Origin of the sequence: Streptomyces tateyamensis, assembly GCF_003205575.1 — a bacterium.
GTDB lineage: Bacteria > Actinomycetota > Actinomycetes > Streptomycetales > Streptomycetaceae > Kitasatospora > Kitasatospora tateyamensis.
This window is the reverse complement of the sequence record NZ_PYBW01000139.1, coordinates 1-18,588: the sequence shown is the minus strand read 5'-3', so window position 1 is coordinate 18,588 and position 18,588 is coordinate 1. Positions and strand designations below refer to the sequence as shown.

The 18,588-nt window shown below is 68.9% G+C and carries 15 protein-coding genes; 4 read left to right on the top strand and 11 right to left on the bottom strand.

Going from position 1 to position 18,588, the window contains the following annotated elements:
* Nucleotides 1–153 precede the first annotated feature (153 nt).
* Complete coding sequence (locus C7C46_RS29255; RefSeq protein ID WP_110672941.1) at nucleotides 154–2,430, top strand: NACHT domain-containing protein; 2,277 nt, start codon at nucleotides 154–156, stop codon at nucleotides 2,428–2,430.
* A 66-nt stretch (nucleotides 2,431–2,496) separates the two neighbouring features.
* Here C7C46_RS29255 and C7C46_RS29250 read toward each other — a convergent pair whose 3' ends face one another.
* The 9 genes from C7C46_RS29250 to C7C46_RS29210 all read right to left on the bottom strand — a co-directional run bounded on the left by C7C46_RS29250 (nucleotide 2,497) and on the right by C7C46_RS29210 (nucleotide 14,039).
* Complete coding sequence (locus tag C7C46_RS29250) at nucleotides 2,497–3,447, bottom strand: hypothetical protein (protein ID WP_146259255.1); 951 nt, start codon at nucleotides 3,445–3,447, stop codon at nucleotides 2,497–2,499.
* 162 nt (nucleotides 3,448–3,609) lie between these two features.
* Nucleotides 3,610–4,494 carry a C40 family peptidase gene (locus C7C46_RS29245; protein WP_110672939.1) on the bottom strand — a complete coding sequence of 295 codons (885 nt, stop codon included), beginning with the start codon at nucleotides 4,492–4,494 and terminating at the stop codon, nucleotides 3,610–3,612.
* An 84-nt stretch (nucleotides 4,495–4,578) separates the two neighbouring features.
* Complete coding sequence (locus tag C7C46_RS29240; RefSeq protein WP_110672938.1) at nucleotides 4,579–5,439, bottom strand: replication-relaxation family protein; 861 nt, start codon at nucleotides 5,437–5,439, stop codon at nucleotides 4,579–4,581.
* Between the two features lie 92 nt (nucleotides 5,440–5,531).
* The gene (locus C7C46_RS29235) at nucleotides 5,532–7,955 is read right to left on the bottom strand and encodes a type IV secretion system DNA-binding domain-containing protein (protein ID WP_110672937.1); all 2,424 of its coding nucleotides are present in this window, start codon (nucleotides 7,953–7,955) and stop codon (nucleotides 5,532–5,534) included.
* A complete protein-coding gene (locus C7C46_RS29230; protein ID WP_245985144.1) occupies nucleotides 7,952–9,787 on the bottom strand; it encodes a VirB4 family type IV secretion system protein in 1,836 nt (611 codons plus the stop codon). The genes C7C46_RS29235 and C7C46_RS29230 overlap by 4 nt, the downstream gene beginning before the upstream one ends.
* On the bottom strand, nucleotides 9,784–10,752 hold the full coding sequence (locus C7C46_RS29225) for a PrgI family protein (RefSeq protein ID WP_110672935.1): 969 nt from the start codon (nucleotides 10,750–10,752) through the stop codon (nucleotides 9,784–9,786). Before C7C46_RS29225 ends, C7C46_RS29230 begins: the two co-directional genes overlap by 4 nt.
* Entirely contained in the window at nucleotides 10,749–12,506 is a 1,758-nt protein-coding gene (locus C7C46_RS35405; RefSeq protein WP_484421958.1) for a TrbL/VirB6 family protein, read from the bottom strand. The genes C7C46_RS29225 and C7C46_RS35405 overlap by 4 nt, the downstream gene beginning before the upstream one ends.
* Nucleotides 12,507–12,652: 146 nt before the next feature.
* Nucleotides 12,653–12,961: a pilin gene (locus tag C7C46_RS29215; RefSeq protein ID WP_245985141.1), complete on the bottom strand. Its 309-nt coding sequence runs from the start codon at nucleotides 12,959–12,961 to the stop codon at nucleotides 12,653–12,655.
* Nucleotides 12,962–13,274: 313 nt separating this feature from the next.
* On the bottom strand, nucleotides 13,275–14,039 hold the full coding sequence (locus C7C46_RS29210; protein ID WP_110672933.1) for a sigma-70 RNA polymerase sigma factor region 4 domain-containing protein: 765 nt from the start codon (nucleotides 14,037–14,039) through the stop codon (nucleotides 13,275–13,277).
* A gap of 499 nt (nucleotides 14,040–14,538) precedes the next feature.
* Between C7C46_RS29210 and C7C46_RS29205 the strand changes: the two genes are divergently transcribed.
* Nucleotides 14,539–14,883, top strand: a complete 345-nt coding sequence (locus C7C46_RS29205; RefSeq protein ID WP_146259254.1) for a hypothetical protein — start codon at nucleotides 14,539–14,541, stop codon at nucleotides 14,881–14,883.
* Between the two features lie 74 nt (nucleotides 14,884–14,957).
* Here the strand turns inward: C7C46_RS29205 and C7C46_RS29200 are convergent, their stop codons facing one another.
* Complete coding sequence (locus C7C46_RS29200; RefSeq protein ID WP_110672931.1) at nucleotides 14,958–15,530, bottom strand: hypothetical protein; 573 nt, start codon at nucleotides 15,528–15,530, stop codon at nucleotides 14,958–14,960.
* Between the two features lie 471 nt (nucleotides 15,531–16,001).
* Here C7C46_RS29200 and C7C46_RS29195 point away from each other — a divergent pair, with 471 nt between their 5' ends.
* Together C7C46_RS29195 and C7C46_RS29190 are read left to right on the top strand one after the other, a co-directional pair.
* Complete coding sequence (locus C7C46_RS29195) at nucleotides 16,002–17,657, top strand: M48 family metallopeptidase (protein ID WP_110672930.1); 1,656 nt, start codon at nucleotides 16,002–16,004, stop codon at nucleotides 17,655–17,657.
* Nucleotides 17,650–18,042 carry a hypothetical protein gene (locus C7C46_RS29190; protein ID WP_146259253.1) on the top strand — a complete coding sequence of 131 codons (393 nt, stop codon included), beginning with the start codon at nucleotides 17,650–17,652 and terminating at the stop codon, nucleotides 18,040–18,042. The genes C7C46_RS29195 and C7C46_RS29190 overlap by 8 nt, the downstream gene beginning before the upstream one ends.
* Before the next feature lie 183 nt (nucleotides 18,043–18,225).
* On the opposite strand, the gene C7C46_RS29185 is transcribed toward C7C46_RS29190, so the two are convergent.
* The coding region (locus C7C46_RS29185; protein WP_110672928.1) for a DUF6086 family protein at nucleotides 18,226–18,588 on the bottom strand (363 nt) is incomplete at its 5' end.

Sequence of the window (18,588 nt, the reverse complement as noted above, 5' to 3'; positions counted from 1 at the left end):
ACCTCGTGAAACGCCGAGGCTGGGTGAGCGTCAGATCGGTCTGCGAGGTTGAGGTGTCCTGAAAATGGGACTGCAGACGCATCCTCGCGGTCTCCTCCCTGGGCAACTCGGCCTATGATGTGACGCAGGACACCATGCCAAGGGGGCCTGCTCATGCCAGCAAACGAGAAGCAGCAGGAAGAGTCAGAGTTCGAGGCGGAGGTCTTGCGGATATCGCGTGCGCTCTTCGCTCCGGAGAATGAGTTCCAAGGCTCCACTTACATCGGCACAGCTGAACGCGATGGCGTCTTTGTGGGGCCCGACTCGGTAACAATCGTCGAGTGCACGGTTTCCCGGCGAAAGGACAAAGCAGAAAAGGACGGCAGGAAGCTTTACGAGGCTTGTGTTGCCAAGGCTCGGCAGTACCCGTTCAAGTCCGTCAAGGGATTCTTCGTTACGCGCGACGAGCCCACTGCCGATCAGCGCACGGTCATCAAGTCACTAGGGTCGCCGCTGTTTGCGTGCAGTTTCGCACAGCTGCGAGGGCAGCTAGTCGACTCCCTCAGGTATCTAGAATTGCGTGACTTTTACCCCTTTGGATCGGCACGAGAGCCCAGCGGTGACCATGGCGACCTGAAGCCGTATGTCGCCGTAGACCCGGTGGAGAGTAGTACGGGCAAGCCGATTTCGGTTGCGCGGGTGGCCAGTGCCGTGACATCCGGTAAATCCGTGCTATTGTATGGCGATTACGGTGCCGGCAAGAGCATGTTCCTGCGCGAGCTGTATCGGCGCCTTGCTGATGCCCACCGAAAGAATGCTTTTAGCTCTTTTCCCATCCTTCTTAATCTGCGCGATCATCAGGGGCAGGTCTACCCTATCGAGGCGCTCGAGCGCCATGCCCGCTCTATTGGATTCCCCACGCCATCGCAGCTAGTCCGGGCATGGCGTTCGGGGGATGTGGCGCTAATACTCGATGGCTTTGACGAGATTGCAACGCCCGGCTGGATGGGCAAGACGCAGACAATGCGCGATATTCGTCGCCGATCCGTGGAGTTGGTGCGCCGCTTCTGTCGGGAATCACGCGCGTCGACTTCCGTTGTTCTTGCTGGGCGGGCGCATTTCTTCGACAGTGAGCGCGAGATGCGTACCGCCTTGGGGCCTAGGGATGATTCTCTCTTGCTGATGGCTGGAGAGCCCACCGAGGCACAGGCTAAGGAGATCCTCGATGCCTATGGCTGGCACGATGCTCTCCCAGAATGGCTGCCTTCGCGCCCCCTCCTTCTAAGCTATCTGGGCTCGTCAAGTGTCTTGCAAGACTCCATCGAGGGAACATTCGGACGCTCGGCAGGCGACGGCTGGAACATGATGCTGGACCGCATTTCTGCGCGTGAGGCCGACATGGAGATGGGTGTGGACGGTTTTACCGTCCGCAAGGTTCTGGAGCGGCTCGCCACGCATGCGCGCCACTCCTCAGACGGGCTTGGACCTATCTCAAAGGACGAGCTTACCTCTGTATTTCAGTCCGTGTGTGGCTACACCCCCGACGAAGGCTCCTATCAGCTCCTGCAACGACTCCCTGGCCTCGGGGCCATGGATAGTGTCGATGGTTCTCGGCATTTCGTCGACCTCTCCCTCGCCGACGCCGCCCGCGCGGGCGACCTTGTCACCTGTCTCCTCGACCCAAATAGCGAGAACCCGCTACTCGAGATGACCGGAAGCGTTGCATGTCTGGACGACGTCGGCGTCGACGTGGCCGCCGTGAGGCTGGAGCAGGAGGGCACCGCGAGCGCCGGGCTGGCATATTCGTCCGCGAATGGGCTCCAGCGCCGAGGGGTCTCGGATGCCGTCATTGCAGACATCATTCGCGTTGCCGGGCAGCTGTGGCCTAGTGACAAGTCGCCCACATCTATTTCTCTCCACGGTATTGAGCTTCGAGCTTTTTCTCTTACCGCCGAGGCTGAGGGATATGACTGGCTGAGCTTCCATGACTGTGTTATCCAGGAAGTGGACCTCACTGATAATGACGGATATGCACTGCCGCACTTTCAGAACTGCTTGATTGGGCAAATGTCGGGGGTTGCCGGGTGGTCGGCCATCCCGCCTCATAATTTCGTAAATTGCGAGGTTGCTCAGTTCGACGCCCAGCTGTCGACGGCTAAGGGCATCCTCGCCCTAAAGACGACGCCTATGAATAAAGTTCTTCTTACGATATTGAAGAAGATATATGCTCAGAGAGGAACGGGGCGGAAGGAGTCCGCACTCTTCCGTGGGTTGGATGTCAAGCATCGGGAGCTCGTACCGGATGCACTGCAGAAGCTTGCTGCGGAGGGGCTCGTGGCCATGGCCAAATCGGGAGGAAATCGAATCTACCTTCCGGTTCGTGGCATGGCTGGCCGCGTCCGACAGATCCTCCAGGCTCCCCAGTCCAGCACTGACAGCATCCTCAAGTAGTCAGCTTGTCACGCTGGAATCTGGTGTGCCGGCTCGTGACCTGTCGACTGCGACTGGCGTAGGTTCTTATGGATTCGTCGGTGCGTGGGGCGTTCGTGAGGCCTCCTCTACAGTCGTCCAGACCTTACGGACGTAGGTGGGACTGCGGTGCGCTCGGCGGGCGGTCTCCCGCTGGCTGAGGCCAGAGCGAAGGCCGTCGACGATCCGAGTTCGGGCCTCGTCGGCGTCCGCAGGCGGTTCAGTGGAGATGATGTCCCCGTCTCCTGCTGCCTCGTCACCGGGCTGCCTGGCAGATGCGGTAGCACTGGAACCCTGGACCCCGTCGGAGCAAGAGATCGCCCGGGCGGGCACCGCGAAGGGGTCGAGGGTGCGCAGCGTGTTTGCTGGCTGCGCACCCTGGATAACCGCGGCTGGTGATGATGCGAAGTCAGCAGCGCTGACCTGACCGACTGGAGCGGTCACCTCCGTCCCGCGAGCCGCGGTTTGGGAGTGGGTCTGGCCCGCCAGATCGATCAGGCCGGGTGCCTGGTGCGCAGCAGGTGTGCATGGGGTGCGCGGGTCGGATGCCTTCGCCGTTGAGGTCGTCCGTTCGAGGGTGACGAGTTGGCGGCGCCAGGCCGGCCCGGCCTCGCCGAGGACGAGGAGCAGCGCGGGGGCGATGAGGTGGACGGCGATGCCGACTAGGTCGCGCTGGAGGGCGGCGTCCCCGATATTGACGAACACCGAGCACGCTCCAGTGGTCCAGCGGAACGTGGTGGGCCACAGCCCGCCAGAGCAGCCGAAGCGGGCGAGGGTGGCGTCGGCCTGGAGCGCCATGACGAAGGCGGTGTCGACGCCCGCTGCCAGCACCCAGCCGGACCATCGCCAGGGTGAGTGCGCACCGATGAACTGGGCGCCGGTCATGGCGGAGAAGGTGCACACCGCGCCGATCAGGGTCCAGGTGCCCAGGGTGATCACCCGGCTGGTGCGGCGCAATTCTGTTGGGTGCGGTGCGGGCGTTGAGGGCGCGCTGGTCACGTGTGGTTGCTCCTGCGGGACGTGGAGGAAGGGGCGGGTGCGCACTGGGGTACACGGGGGTGCGCACCTGTCGCGTCGGGGGTGGTCACCAGAGCTGTTCGAGCGGCCGTAGTGGCGGGCTTGAACACCTCGGCGGGATGCTGAGCCGGCGAGTTTGGGCTGTCAGGAGGCAGGCCGGGTGGCGCCGAGGTAGTGGTCGCCGGGGTGGCGGAATGGCTCGGTGCGCACCGTGGTGCCGGTGTGGGCTGCGTCGATCATCTGACCGCCTCCGATGTAGAGGCCGACGTGGGTGATTGCGGCGGGGGAGGCGCCGTAGAAGACCAGGTCGCTGGGCAGGAGTGGTGCGGTGTCCGGGAGTTGGTGGGTGGCGTCGTGTTGGTCCTGCGCGACGCGGGGGAGGGCGATGCCGGCGGAGGCGTAGGCGGCTTGGGTGAGGCCGGAGCAGTCGTAGCCATGGCCGGGTTCGCCGATGCCGCCCCATTCGTAGGGGGTACCGATCTTGGAATGGGCGAAGGCGATGGCAGTTGCGGCGGTCCGGTTGGGTGGGAGGGGGAGCGCCTGCTGCTCGGTACTGTGGGCGTATTCGCGGGCTTGGGCGAGGACTTGCTCGACGTACCAGTCGGCATGGTTGTAGGAGTAGATCGCGGCGTGCAGGTCGCGGGCGTCGCGTGCTCCGTTCGCGCAGAGCAGCCGCGCGGCGGCGTGGATGGCGTCGGTGGGGTCCCAGGGGGTGGGCGGGTTGGCGCCGCCGGGTGGGACGGGCTGGGCGTACTGGTTAAAGGTGTCGGGGAGGAACTGCATGGGGCCGACGGCGCCGGCACTGGACACCTGGTTTGGTGCGCGGCCGTGGTCGGTCTCGATCTTGCCGATCGCGGCGAGGACCGTCCACGGTAGCCCGGGGCAGCTGGGAGCCGCCTGTTGGTAGCGCGTCAGCATGGCTAGGGGGATCTGGGCCAGGGCGGTCGCGCTGGGGGCGCTGTCGAAGAGGTGAAGGTCGAAGAGCCCGCCACCGGTCAGGGTGGAGACCACCGCGGTGGCAGCGGCCATGACGAGAGCGAGGAAGGCAAGACAACCTGTTCCGACCCCGGTCGCGATCCGAGCGGGTGTGGACCCCACCTGATGTCCTCTCGGTCAGCTCGGAGCCGGTGAGTCAGGCGCAGGAGGGGCGGGTGCCGGCGCCAGGATGGCGCTTCGGGTGCCGGTCGTGTCGTCGGTCGAGGCGATACCGGGGCGCCGGCCAACGGGCCAGGCGACGGGAAGCTCGGCGAGCCGGGTGCGCTGGGCGAACTCTCCGAGTGGCAGCCACGCCCGATCAGCGGGGTGGTACTGGTCGCGGCTGGTGGAGGCGCTGGCGAGGTGGTCGAGCGCCGGGTGGCCGCGGAGGCGGTCGTGGAGGTTCGCTTCGCGGGCCGTGCTGTGGAGGGTGAAGAGGACGAGCGGGCGAGTGTGCGTCGCGGCAGCCAGCTCTGCGTAGGTGTCGAGTTTGGCGGCCAGCCGGGGCAGCGACTCGGTTCCGGTGTCGTACTCCAGGAGGAACGCGGTCCGGCCGTACTGGCCGTAGCCGTCGGGGGAGGCGAGGTCGCCCCACAGCTGCGCGCAGCGCTTCTCCGACCACCAGATCGCCAGTCGCTCGTCGGCGGGGCCGCGACGGGTGAGCTGGGTGAAGAAGGAGCGGGCCCCGAGGTCGTGGGTGAGGAACGGGGAGAACATGGCGCGGGTGGCCTGGTCGCGGTGCCAACCGAGCGCGCCGGGGGTGGTGGCGTAGCGGGCAGCCAGCAGGGCCGCCCCGGTGGGCGCGAGGACGAAGTGCTCGGGTGCGGAGCCGGGACGGTGGTGCGGGCGGAAGGACTGGAGCACGCCGAGTTCGATCAGCGTCGCCAGGCGGCGGTTGACGGATCGTCGGGAGACGGCAAGCAGCTCGGTCAGGTGGGTCGAGGTGAGCACAGTGTGCTCGAGCAGCATGTCGAGCAGCCACAGGTCACGGTCCGTCATCCGTCGGGCGAGCACGGAGAGAGCGGGCCAGCTGCGCCCGGCAGGAGCGGCGGTACGTCGGCGCGGAGGGGGAGTGGCGGACACAGGGGACCTCACTTCACGGTCGGGGATTGCGGGCCGTACGTGGTGCGGGAGGACTGGCGGATCGCCGTGGCGCGACCGGGGATCGGCGGCGGTAGCGGTGTGGTGCGCAGGGTGAAGGCGGGTGCGTTGGCGCTGGCGGTGACCAGGCGGGCGGCGCCCTGGTAGGCGCCGAGGTGGGAGAGGTCGTGCGCGGTGAGCGTGGGGCTCATGTGGCGCTCCAACTCGCGGGCGTCTTCGGGGGAGGCGTTGAAGACGATCTTCGAACGGGCGTTGGCGGAGATGCCTTCGCGTAGGTCGTGGGGGAGTTGGGCGAGGTGCTGGTGGGCGAGGATGAGTGAGAGTCGGTAGCCGCGGGCTTCGGCGAGCATGTCCTCCAGCGGGTACGGCAAGTTGAGGAAGTTCTGGCACTCGTCGATGAACATCGCGCAGTCGCGGCGATGGTGCTCGCCGCTGCCTGCCCGGTTGGCGGCGGCCTGCCAGGTCTTGGCCACGATGAACGAGCCCAGCAGTCGGGCGGTCTCCTCACCCAGGACACCCTTGGGCAGGCGGACGAGCGCGATCCCGCCGTCCAGAAGCGCGCCGAGGTCGAAGGTTGAAGCGCCGGCTGCAATGGTCTGCTGGACGAACGGCCGCAACAGGAAAGCCCGGAGCTTGTTCATCAGTGGACCGGTGGCCGCGGCCCGGGAGGGCTCGGAGAGTTGCTCGTACCAGGCCCAGAAGCCGCGCAGCACGCGGTCGTTGACGCCTCGGGTCGCGCGGAGTCGGTAGGACGGCTCGGTGAGCAGGCGGGGGACGTCGGCGAGCGTCACGTGGCTGCCGACGCTGCGGGAGGTCATGAGGGTCAGGCAGGCGGCGCGCATGACATCGTCGGTGCGCGGGCCCCAGAACGCGGCGAAGATCCGCCGGAAGATCCCAACCAGGTTGTCGACGATGACGTCGGGGTCCGGCCCTTCCAGCACGTTCAGTCTTGGCGGGAGCGCGTGGTCGTCGGGGTCGATGAGGACGGTCTGGCCGAGGGCGGACTCCGGGAGCCGGGCGAGGAGATCGTTGACCAGGTCGCCCTTGGGGTCGATCACGAGCGCGCCACGACCGGCATCGGCGTCGGCGAGGACCATGTTGGCCATCAGGGTGGACTTGCCGGAGCCGGTCGCACCGATGATGTGGAGGTGGTGCCGCCCGTCCGCGACCGCCAGACCGACCGGCCGGGCAACGCCGACGTCGGCGACCCCCAGCGGTTTGACGGAAGCTCCCGGCAGCGGGACGGCCGCTGTGGGCGGTACCGAGTGAGCGCCTGCCCGCTGGACGCCGGGGGCTGCCGAGTCGAGGGGGAGGTGGGCGATGCCGGCGAGTTCGGGAACACTGAGCAGGTCGCCTCGCAGAGGGAAGTGGTGCGCCGCCAGTTGATCGGCGGGTTGGCGCAGGCGACGCCGGGTGTAGAAGTTGCGTCCTGAGTACACGGCGAAACTGGAGGCCACCGCGTGCGCGCGGCCTCGGGCCCGCGCTCGGGCAGCCTCGACGGCGTCGCGGGCGGCGCCGTGTTCCGGGCCGGAGGCATCGTCGGCCTGCGGAACGGAGACGGCGTAGCGGATCACGGTCTCCCACTGGGGGCCGGCTGCTTTGCCGAGGGCTGCGCGCAGTTCGGTGTTCTGCTCCGGATCGCGGGCTGTCGGAGTGGTGCGGGACGGCTGATGGGTGAGCAGGTCGAAGAGGCGACCGACTCTGGTGGGATTGCCGGTGCCGCTGCGGAGCCGCTGCAGCTGGTGCTTGGCGCGGCGGACGCGTCGTCCGGTGGCCGGCCGTGCGAGGACGCTGACGGTGAGGCTCTCGTCGGCTTGGAGAGCGAGTCCGGCACCGAGCAGGGCACGGAGCGGGTCGCTGGAGTGCTCCGTGCGAAGCGGCAGGACCTCGGGGCGGGCCAGACGCAGGGTGCCGCCGGTGGTGAAGACACTGTCCGCTGGCAGGTGCAGCGGCGTGCGGTCGGGCTGGGTGTGGGCTCCGGGCCAAGCAGCTTCGACTGCCCTGCGCACGAGGACTTGCGGCACGGTGGCGGGCACCCAGAGTCTGACGGTGAGTCCGGCCGGGGTGAAGTGGTACTCGAAGGCCAGGTGTGGTTGTCCGGAGAGCAGGCGTCGGTACCAGGGCCGGAGCAGTCCGACGAGGTGGCTCCACAGCGCTGCTGCCGCGGCGGGGTCAACTCTGGGAGGGGAGAGGATCGCAATCGCGAGTCCGTCGGCTGTGAGCTGCTGCTGGCGCCGACGGTGCAGCGCGCGCCGGGCGGCCAGGCAGCTGGCCGCTGCTGCTGCCGCGGAGGGGAGCAGGATCGGCCAGTCGGCGTTGCCGATGGACGTCACGGTGGCGAGGGCGTTGTGCCACCAGTCGTTCGGATCCGTCAGGAGCCGAACCAGCGGTCCGTTCGGTGCCAGGGCGGTCACCTCGTCCCTCCCGTGTTGCCGAGGAGCGCTTGGTCTGGGTCGCTGGGCGCTTCATTCGATTCGAAATGCTCAGGGGATTCGCCGAGTTCTGCGGGGTTGGTGGTGATCAGCCGGTGCTCGATATCGGAGGCAACGGATCGGAACGCTGCCCGCCGGCTTGGTCCACCGCAGAGCAAGGCTTCGCCCTTTCCGGCGCAGAGGAGGTAGGCGGCTTCCCCTGCGGAGAGGCGGAAGGCATCGGCAACGGCGTCGACGGCCTGGGGCGCCTGGCGGAGCAGGATCTGGGTGGCGGCGTTGGCGACGACTGCCTTGCCGAGGTCGGTGGCGAGCAGGTCGGCGGTGTCCTGGGTGATGACGGACAGGCCGGCCCAGTACTTGCGCGAGGACTTGGCCATCCGGTGGACGAAGCGGGCGCCATGCTCGTCGCGCATCAGCAGCCAGGCTTCGTCGATCACGACGAGCCGGGGGCGGCGGTCGTGCAGGTTGGTGACGGTCTGCCAGATCCGGTCGAGGGTGAGCATGGTGGCGGCGGTCTTCAGCTCCTCGGGCACCTCGCGCAGCGAGTAGACGGTGAGGTGCCCGCCTACGTGCTGGGTGGTGGGGCCGTCGAAGAGTCCGCGGTGGGTGCCGGTGGTGTACGGCGACAGCTGGTCCGCGAGCTGTCGGCCCACCGGGTCCTTTCCGGCCTTGAGTGCTCCGGCCAGGTCGGCGAGCAGCGGGGCCGGGCGGGCGTGGGTGCGCGGATCGAGGGTGATGCCGGCCTGGCGGTAGGCGGTGAGGATCGCCGCGTCGAGCAGTGCCTTCTCGGCGGGGTTGGGCGTGCGGCCGAGGAGGACGGCGAGGAAGGAGTGGAGGAAGAGCGCGCGCCGCGTCAGCTGGTCCACGGAGCCGTCGGCGGCGAGGTCGAGCGGGTTGACGCGCACCCCGGGTGCGCCGAGGCGGATCACGGTGCCGCCGACGGCCTCGGCGAGGCGGGTGTACTCGTCCTCAGGGTCGATCACGAAGACCTGGACGCCTTGGTAGAGCAGGCGCAGGGCTTCGAGCTTGGCGAGGTAGGACTTGCCGGAGCCGGAGCGGGCCAGCGTCACGGAGTTGTGGTTGTCCTGGGCGAAGCGGTCCCACAGCACCAGGCCGGAGGTGGCGGTGTCCAGTCCGTAGAGGACGTCGCCCACGCCGTGCTCGTCGTCCGGGTCAGCGGCGGGCAGTTGAGGGGAGGAGAAAGGGAAGCAGCTGGCGAGCGCGGCGGTGTCCAGCGTGCGGCTGCGGTCGAGCTGGTCGATGCCGAGGGGAAGGCAGGTCGTCCAGCCCTGCAGCGCACGCCAGGTGGCGGGTTGGCAGCGCAGCAGCATCGACTCGGCGAGCGCGCGAACGGCTGACGCCTCGTCGGCAAGACTCTGGCGGTCGGCGGCGTAGAGGGTCAGGTAGAGGCCGACGCGGAAGAGCTTGCCCTCACCGCGGGCCACCCGCCAGGCGAGCTCGGCGGCGTCCTCGGCTGCGGCCTCGGTCTCCGGGTCCTCCAGACGGCCGTCATGGTGACCGGCACGGCGGCTGGCCTCCAGCCGGGCGCGCTGCTTGCGCAGCCGCTCGGAGGCGACCGGCGCGGGGACGGGGTCGACGTGGAGGGAGACGTCGAGGCGGCCGGGGTAGGTGAGCAGCGGGTCCAGCCAGCCCGGTCCCACCTCGGCGGGGTAGCCGGTGATGATCAGGGTGCTGGCGAGAAGGTCGCCGACGGACAGGACCCGGGGCTCGATCTGGACCGAGTCGGGCCCAAGACCGAGACCTTCCTCAGCATCGACCAACTGTTGACGGCTAGTCAGGAACGGGATGTTCACCAGGGCTCCCCGACAGTTGTCTCGGCGGTGACAGGAACGCGCGGTAGGGCAGGGCGCGGGTGGGACGGTGCGTCGGGCTCGCAGGCCGCACTGAGCGCGGCGAAGGCAGCCGTGCCGTCCAGCGGGAGGACGGGGACTTCGGCAGCGGCCAGCAGTCCGATGGTCTCGTCGCGGTGCCGTAGCGCTCGCGTCCAGGAACCTGAGTCGCTGCCGGGCTCGCGGTGGACGATCAGCACTTGGCGCTGGAGCAGTTCGTGGCGCTCAGCGAGCTCGCCGAGGAAGTCGGCGTGTGCGAGGCAGGCCGCTTCGAGTAGCGGGTGGGGCATCGAGGGAGCGACCTGCTCCAGGGCGGCCACGCGGGAGCCGATCTCCAGACGTCGGGTGCGCAGCAGGATCTGTGCAGGGCCGGCGAGGGCGTTGAGCCAGCGGCCGAACGCTGCCAGGAGGGCCTGTTGCTCGGCGCCGGTGCGCAGGGCGAGGTTGACGGTGCCGGCCTCGCCGATGGCTGCGAACCCGGCTGGGCCGAGGTCCAGGACACCGTGCTCGTCGATGTCCGAGATCGGCAGGGCCAGCGTTCCGCTGGGCTCGCGCACCGGTTGGTCGTCGAGGATCTCGGCCTGCCAGGGCAGCACGTCGGCGAGTCCGCCGGCTGGGACCAGATGCTTGGGTGAGTGCTGGTGGCGCCAGGCGGCGAGCAGCCATCGGTCCGTCGACAGCCCGTCGCGGCGGGTGAGGACCGCGAGCGTGGCGGTGGTGGCGATCGGCAGGGCGAGAGCTGCGAAGAACAGGGGCGGGACGATCTGCCGGGTGGCGCGGTAGCCGAGCCACAGGACCAGCAGAACGGCAGCGAGCTGGACAGTCTGACGCGCGCTCAGGGGTCCGAGGACGGTGTCCTCCCGGTCGACGTCGGCCGGGATTTTGACCATGGACGCCCACGGCACGTCGTCGGTGGAGCGGTTGCTCACTTCGTCCTCCTATTTCGGCGGGCGGCAGGTGGGTCGGTGTCCAGCGGCGGTCGCAGTGGTGCGGGGCGGGGGATCGGGGGCGGCAGGTTGGCGCGGGCCGGGCGCAGGTTCGAGGCGGCGGTCGGCCGTACAGCGGGTGGTGGTGGGGTTCGGCGAGCGCCACTGGCCGTGCCCAGTTGGGGCAGGGTCGGGCGACCACCCGGCCCGGCGGGCTTGGGCGGCCGGCCGCTCGGCTCCGGAGGCAAGCCCTGATCGGTCGAACCGCCGGGCCTGCGACCGCCGCTGAGCCGGTTGACAGGCGCAGGTGCAGCACCGAATCGGTTGCCGGCGGTACGACGACGTGGACGTCCCCACTGGTAGGACGGCGCTGCGGGGCCACCCGGGCCGCTTCCCGGACCACCGGCGGCCGGTGGCGGCGCACCGCTGCCACCCGCCGACGGCCCGCCCGGGCCGCCACTGGGCCCGCCACCGCCCGTCGGGCCGCCGGACGGTGGCGGGGCCGCGCCCGGACCACCCCTGCCGGGGCCGTTGCGGCGCGGTCGACCCCACCAGTACTGCGGGACCCCGGTCATGTTCGTGCCTGCGGTCGCTGGTCGGCCTGCTGTCCGGGCGGTGCGGAGCCGACCAGCGAGTTGGGCGCCGAAGGCGTACGGGCCCAGCGGCATGCCGAGGAGGGCGCCGATGGCGACTTTCCGCAGGATCCGCAGGCCCGGCATCCTCGGCCCAGTGTTGCCGGTGATGGTGCGTGCGGGGGTGGTGACGATGCGTCGGATCCAGGACGGGATCTTGATCAGCAGGTAGAGGGTGCAGCAGATCAGCATCAGGTTGATCAGCGAGGTAGCGGACGGGATAGGGACCAGGCCGTAGTTGTTCGGGTCGAGGAGAACCTTGACGCAGACCAGGAAGGCGATGGCCTGCGCGATCTCGGTACCCAGGCAACCGAGGTAGGCGCGCCACCACAGCCGGGCGATCCCGTCACTGGCCGGGTGGCCGTGACAGGCGAGCATCAGCGGGGAGGCGATGGTGAGGATGATGATCGCCGCGGTGCGAACCAGAACGGTCACCAGCAAGGTGGCGCCCAAGGTGAGGGCAACCAGCTGGAGCACGAGCATGTACGGAGCGGCAGTACCCGTCAGCTGGGCCAGGAACAGGCCGATCAGGGTTCCGGCCACGTCGTCGGCGCTGACGCCGTTGCCGAAGATCGCCGCGCTGATCGCGTTGGCCAGCTCCAGCGACATGGAGCAGAAGGTCAGCGACAGGTTGGAGGCGGCGATGCCCAGCACCAGCCGGGGCAGCAGGTCGGCCGCGCTCCAACGTTGCTGAACGCTGCCGTGCGTCATCGCAGTCACACCGGCGGCGAGGACGAAGAGCCCGTAGCCGGCCAGCGCGATCAGGCGCATCGCCTCCCACAGCTCGCGTACCCGGGAGAACAGGATCGGGTCGGGGGTGGTGAGCAGGACTCGGACCAACGAGTTGATCAGCGGCTCGACGAGCGGCCTGATGAGATCACCGAGCCAGCCGGTGATCGCCTCGCGGATCTGCCCGGGAATGTCCCAGAACGAGGCCGAGTCCCCGGACCCGGCCCCGTCACCGGAACCAGTCTCCGGCGGAGGCGAGGGGGCAGGACCCTGTGAAGGCGCCGGCGTCGGGGTTGGCCGGGGCTTCTCGCCCAATGACGGGGAAGGCAGCAGGCCCGGAGCCGGATCCTGGGCGCTGGGTGGCGGTGCCGGATCTGCCCAAGGTGGTGAAGGCATGGGCGGGGCAGGGCTCGCGCCGGGCGCGGGTTGCGGCCCGCCGGGCTCGGCATGTGCGAGCGGCGAGTAGGCCAGGACGATGGCCAGCATCGCAACTGTGACACTGAGCATCACCGCCCACTGCCGTGCCTGCTGCTGAGGGGGTGTCACTTGGCGCCGACCAGGCCCTTGAGGACGTCCAGGATGACCGGGGCCATGATCGCGATCATGTATCCGATCCCGGCGCCCTTGAGCGCGCCCTTGGCCTTCATCACCTCACCCGGGTCTCCACCGGCCAGCAGGTAACGCAGGCCCCCGACGGTGAGGAACGTGGTGGCGATTGCCGCGACGATCCCGGTGATCCACGCGGTGATGTTCGCGAGGACTTGGTCGATCGTCGGCGGAGCCGCGAGATAAGCGGGCTGCGCGGTGGCGGGTTGCACGGCACCGACGACCACGAGCGCCGTCAGCGCCAAGGCAGTCAGCAGAGCGGCGGGGAAGCGGGGCGGGCGGCGCGAGGGCGGGGTGAAGGCACGGCAGGGCATGGGACTCCTGACACGGGCATGAAGCGAGAGCGGTGGATGTAAGGGCGCCGCCGGAGCCGGGCGGCCTCGAAGTCCGTGGGCCGTCACCTCCCTCATGGGGCGAGGCGGCGGATGGGGCAGCGGTGTCAGCGTCTGCGGCGGATCCCGAGGCGGCGCCCGGTACTGGCCGGGGCGCCCTTACAACCTCAACAAACCGGGATCGACGGGATTTCTAACGAGTCGTCAGAAATAGTCGTACCGGCGGTCAGCCGTCCAGGAGCCCGGCCCGCACCGCCTTGACCAGGCGCTGCTCGGCGCGGTGCCGCCGCATCCCCATCGCCTCCGCCGTGATCCCGGCCCGCTCCGCCAGCTCCCGGACCGTCAACCCCTCCATCCGGCTGAGCGCGATCAGCTCCGCCTGCTCACGGGCCAGCACACCCCGCTCGACCGCCCGCTCCAACACCTCGTCGGGGCTGCCGGTCGGAACCTCGTCACGCTGCTCGGTCTGCTCGCTGAAATTCGCTCGCGCCGCGGCGTACTGCTGTTCGCTCGACCTGTAGGCGCGGACAGCGCGGTCCGCCGACCAGCACAGACTCGCCGGGATACGGCACGCATCCACGCTGTCCAGACGCTCGCGCATCTCGACCGCCGCGTTCCAGAACCCGGCCAGCACCACCTGCTGGACCTCGGCCTGCGGCAGCTCCGGCGCCTCCCGGCGCAGTCGGCCGGCGATTCGCCACAGCCCCGGGAGCGCCATCGCGCACATCGCGGTCGGCCAGTCCTCCCCGCGCCACCCGGGCATGGCAGTCCGCCGCAGCAGGCGCACCCAGATCGCCCCGCGCACCTGGTAGCCGACCGACGGGTGCAGCAGCAGCGCCCGCAGCGAGGCCATGTCGAGCGGGTGCTGCGGAAGCGCCGGGTCCAGGTCTCCGACCACCAGGGTCAACGGGTGCGACCGCTCGACGAGGCGGCGCAGCTCCTCCTCCACGGCCTGCAGCGGCTCCATCCGGGCGGTGGTGTTCTCACGCATGACGGGTCGTCCTCTCGGTTGCCGACGGCTCGAATTCGCCGTGGCACCGGTTTCGCCAGGGCCCTGGAGGTGCGACGGAGGAGAGCTGGGTATGGCGCGGGGGTGAGCTGGGGGAGAAGTGGGGGAATGCCCGTCCTGACCGCCGGTGAGCGCACCCCCAACGCACCCCTAAAAGCTCGCCGACCTGCGGAAACTTGCTAGCCAGAGGTGGGGGTGTGCTGGGGGTGAAGCCAGCGCGAAACTCTCCGAAAAATTCTCGGCCGCGGTCTGGAGTCCTGGGATGCGGCTGTTCTTGGACCGGAGATGTCGACCCTCGTCGCCGATATGCGCGACTACTCAGCCCCCGGGCCAGCGCTCGTAGCTGACCTGAACTCGGGGAGGCATACGGAGGTTCGGTGCTCGCCGCGCTCGAACTGGAGGATCGCGAGGCCGATTCGCCTGTCGGAAGGGGGCGTGATCTGACGGCCCGCCTGTCAGCTGCGGTCGCCATCATGGCGGCGTGAGTAACCCCAACCTGGCCACCGGAAGTGTCTGGCACGTCCACAGCGGCGACCAGGAGGTGGCTCGGCTGGCGGTCACCAGCGCCGATTGGCCCTGGATGCACGCCGTTGTCGAGGCGCTTCCTGGTTTTGAGGAGTTCCGTCCGCTCTTCGCAGAGCAGGAGCGGGCTGTCGACGAAGAGAACTGGGAGGAGGCCGACGTGTGCTACTTCCGGATCCGCAGTGCGCTCACCATGACGTTCCCCGACGAGAGTCCGGTCGCCGAGTTCATGCTGCACGTCCACGATGACGGCACCGCCGGCTGGCGGTGGCACGACGAGCCCTTCGAGACGCTGGATGAGTGATGCGCTGGCTTCGTACTTCTGGGATCAGGAAACAGTGTGACCGTCGGCCCGTGAGCCCGTTTCGAAGCCGTTGATCAGACTCCGAGTCCCGCGCGCGCGGCGACGTCCGCGTCGAAGATGACGAGCACATCGTCGGTGCACAGGTAGAACGGCCCCGGTCCGTCAGGCTCGTGAGTGGCCGAGCGGCCGGCGGCGATCCACACCTGAGCGGTGGCGGTCCGCACGTGGATGGCTTTCGGCATTGGAGTCGGGGCGCCGTGCTCCTCGCCGTACCACTGGATACGGCACGACTCGATCGGGCCGGAGAGAACCCCGGCCCAGAGGGGGTGCTCCGCGACCGCGACGCGGGCCGACCCGCCCGGCTCGCCGATGCGGGAGAGGAAGTCGCGCATAGGCGCCGAGTAGAGCTCAACGCCGTAGTAGTCGAACGTGCTGCCCCACACCGCCGAGTATGTGCCGCCGTCGTCCATGGTCAGCTCGACGCCCATCGTCGGCTCGTGCCACGCGCCGTAGTCCCACTCATCGGGATCGGTGCCTTCGTCCCCGACCATCAGCACGAAGTAGTCGACCGCGACGATGGTTCGTCCGTGCAGGCCGGCGACGAGCCTTTCGTAGCTGTCGGAGGTCAGGAGCGGCGTGGTACTCACCGGGGCATCCTGACAGCGGCTCTCTGACCTGGGCGAGCGCATTTCGCAGGTTGGGGCGGGCAGATGGTTGCGCGGTGGGATGGGGGAGAGGTGGGGGAGTCTCTGTCCTGCCCGACTGGTCACGCACCCCCAGTACGCCCCAAGAAGGCCGCTGACCTGCTAAAACGTACTGCCCGAGACTGGGGATGAGCCGGGGATCGAGTGTGGCGAGAACTCTCCAAGGTTTCCTAACTGCGCTCCCGTCCTGAAGGACTCGGCGACCGCCGGTTCGAGTGGCTCGGTCCGGCGGGGACCGATCGGTGGAGCGGGAGGGACGCACACATGACCGGGGCTGCATTCGGCCAGGTCAGCGTGTTCCGTGACGTTGGCCGTGGTCCATGGGGCGGTGGAGGTGTGCCGAGAGCTGGGGGGTAGGCTCCGCGAGCGTTGTCGGCCGGTGCGAGTCGACCGAGCCCTCTGGGGGATTTTCCGATGACGTTCCGACTGCGCGCTGTCCGTGCGCTGGTGCTGCTGGCCGGCTTCTACCTGATGGGTGCGGTCCTGCTAGTGGCCATGGCGGTGCTCGACTGGCTGCTGGTGACGCACCTGCTCAGCGAGCGGGCGGCCTGGTTCGAAGGCGCTGTCCTGACCGTCACCGTGTTCCTGGCGGCAGCGATCGTGCGGGGTGTGTTCGCTTCGCTGCGGGCCGGGCGTCTTGGCCCGGTGCCGCACGCGGTGGCGGTCACGGCGCAGGACCAGCCCGAGCTGTGGGAAGAGATACGAGCTGCTGCCCTGGTGACGGGCGAGCGACCGCCGGATGAGGTCTACCTGGTCGGCGACGTCAACGCCGGGGTCGCCGAACAGAGCCGCCTGCTGGGACTGTTGCCCGGGCGACGCCGCATGCTACTGGGCCTGCCGCTGCTCGCCGGGCTGACCATCACGCAGCTGCGCGCCGTCCTCACCCATGAGTTCGGGCATTACGGCAATCGCGACACCCGGCTCGGCGGCATCACGATGCGCGGCCGACAGGCGGTGCTGCACACGGTGGAGGTGTTCCGGCGGGGCGGCACCTGGATGCATTTCTCGATCGGCCGCCTGTATGCGGGTTATGCCCGGATGTACCTGCGGGCCTCGCAGTCAGTGGCCCGCGACCAGGAGCTCGCTGCCGACCAGGTGGCCGCCCAGCACGCCGGCCGCGACGCGACGGCCTCCGCGCTGCGTACCCTCCCGATCCTCGACGCCGCACACGCCCACTACCTGAAGACGTACGCCGCGATGGGCGGGCCGCTGGACGCGCTGCCCCCGGTGGGCGAGGTACACGGCGGCTTCCGACGGCTGCTCGCCGCCCGGACAGCGGAACAGCTTGCCGGCTTCTCCGCCGGGAAGCGCCCGCCGCGCCCGCGCCCGTACGACTCCCACCCGTCGACCGCCGAACGGATCGCCCTGATCGAAGCGCTGCCCCCCGGTGACAGGACCAACGGGTCGACCAATGAGCCGGCCGCGCTCACCCTGCTGCGCGACCCGGACCACGTGTTCGCCGCGCTGGAGGCGCGCACGCTGCCCCAGGAGGCAGCGCTGATGCGGCACATGAGCTGGGACGACCTCGTCATGGCCCGTGCCGTTGTCGACGCCGAAGGCTGGTCACAGCCGCTGCGTCTCGCCGTGGCCAGGGCTCTGTGGTCCTCGGCGCGGGACGCAGAGCGGGCAGCGCCCGCGCGCCGGGATGCCACGGCCGAGGCAGCGGCGGATCCTGAGTTGCCCGACCTGGAGGAGGTGATGGACGCGTTCGACCGTGGCCTGCTGTGGACGGCGATAGCCGACCGCCTGCCCAAGTCGCCTCAGGCAGCACGGCTGACCGGGCCGTCGGCCCGCAACTTCATCCGTCCCAGGGTCTTCGACGGGCTCGCGGGCATGGTCCACCTCCGCCTCATCGCGTCCGGCCACGCCACTGCCGACATCGCGTGGTCGGGGCAGCCCGGACTCGCCCTGCCCGACGCGTGGGAACGGGGCATGGATGACGCCCTCGACGCCGCCATCGCCGACACGCCCGACACCAGACCCCTGCGCGCCTTGCTCGCCGACAACCCCGGCGCCGCAAACCGGGATGACGAGTCGGCAGCCGGCATGACATCGTCGCGACATGTCTGAACCTGGGGAAGACTCGCACAATTCGGTCAGGTTGCTTGGCTTCTGGGTGACGCCCGAGGACCAGACCCTGCCGAACCCCGCTGATCTCGTCGACGATGCGTGGGACGAGTCTGAGCGACAGTGGGTTGCGGAGTATCTGAACCGCGGGCAGTTCGCCGGAGGCTGGATGGGCTCGTCCAGATGCAGAATCTGCTCACGGGTCAACGGCTACCGCGACTTCACTGATGGTTTCTACCTCTGGCCGGAAGGACTCGCACACTACGTCCTCGACCATGCCGTTCGGTTGCCGACCGAGTTCTTCGAGCACATCAGCCAGCGCCACGAGGCCCTGGAAGAGCTTGAGAGGGACATCTCGTGGTGGCGGCAGAACGCGGCCAACACGTAGGCCTGTCTGCAAGACGAAACCGTAAGGCTGCGTCAGAACCCTCGGGATACCTGCTCGGCGCTCCAGCGGCCGGGGCGAGGCCAGCATTCCACCGGTCTTCCTGAGCTTGCCATTGCACGAAGCTCGGCCCCACGTTTAGACATCGCTTCTCCTGGCCGCTGGCCGGACCGGGACGGGGCCTCGTCAGCGCGCCATAAATCGGCCCAGCTCCTGTGTCTTCCCGCGAAGTTCCTCACTCCAGACCTGTCGGTCCTCGCGGTTGGCTGCACATGCGTTCACCGGGATCTGCACGTCTCGAAGCTCGGCGGCCGGAGCAGCACCGGGTGGTGGCTCCCAATGCACCTCGACGCCCGCCCGCTCGGCGAGGGCCAGCATCGTGATGACGAATCCTTCGGTCAGGGCTCGCTCGATGGCATGCTGCGTCTCTCGGTGCCGGGTCAGGAGAGCGTTGGTGAAGACTTCGAGCACTGCTGGGTCGACCTGGCACTCGTCCGACTCCATGGGTCCGATGCCGGACGGGAGACTGAGAGGGCGGTACGTGACCTT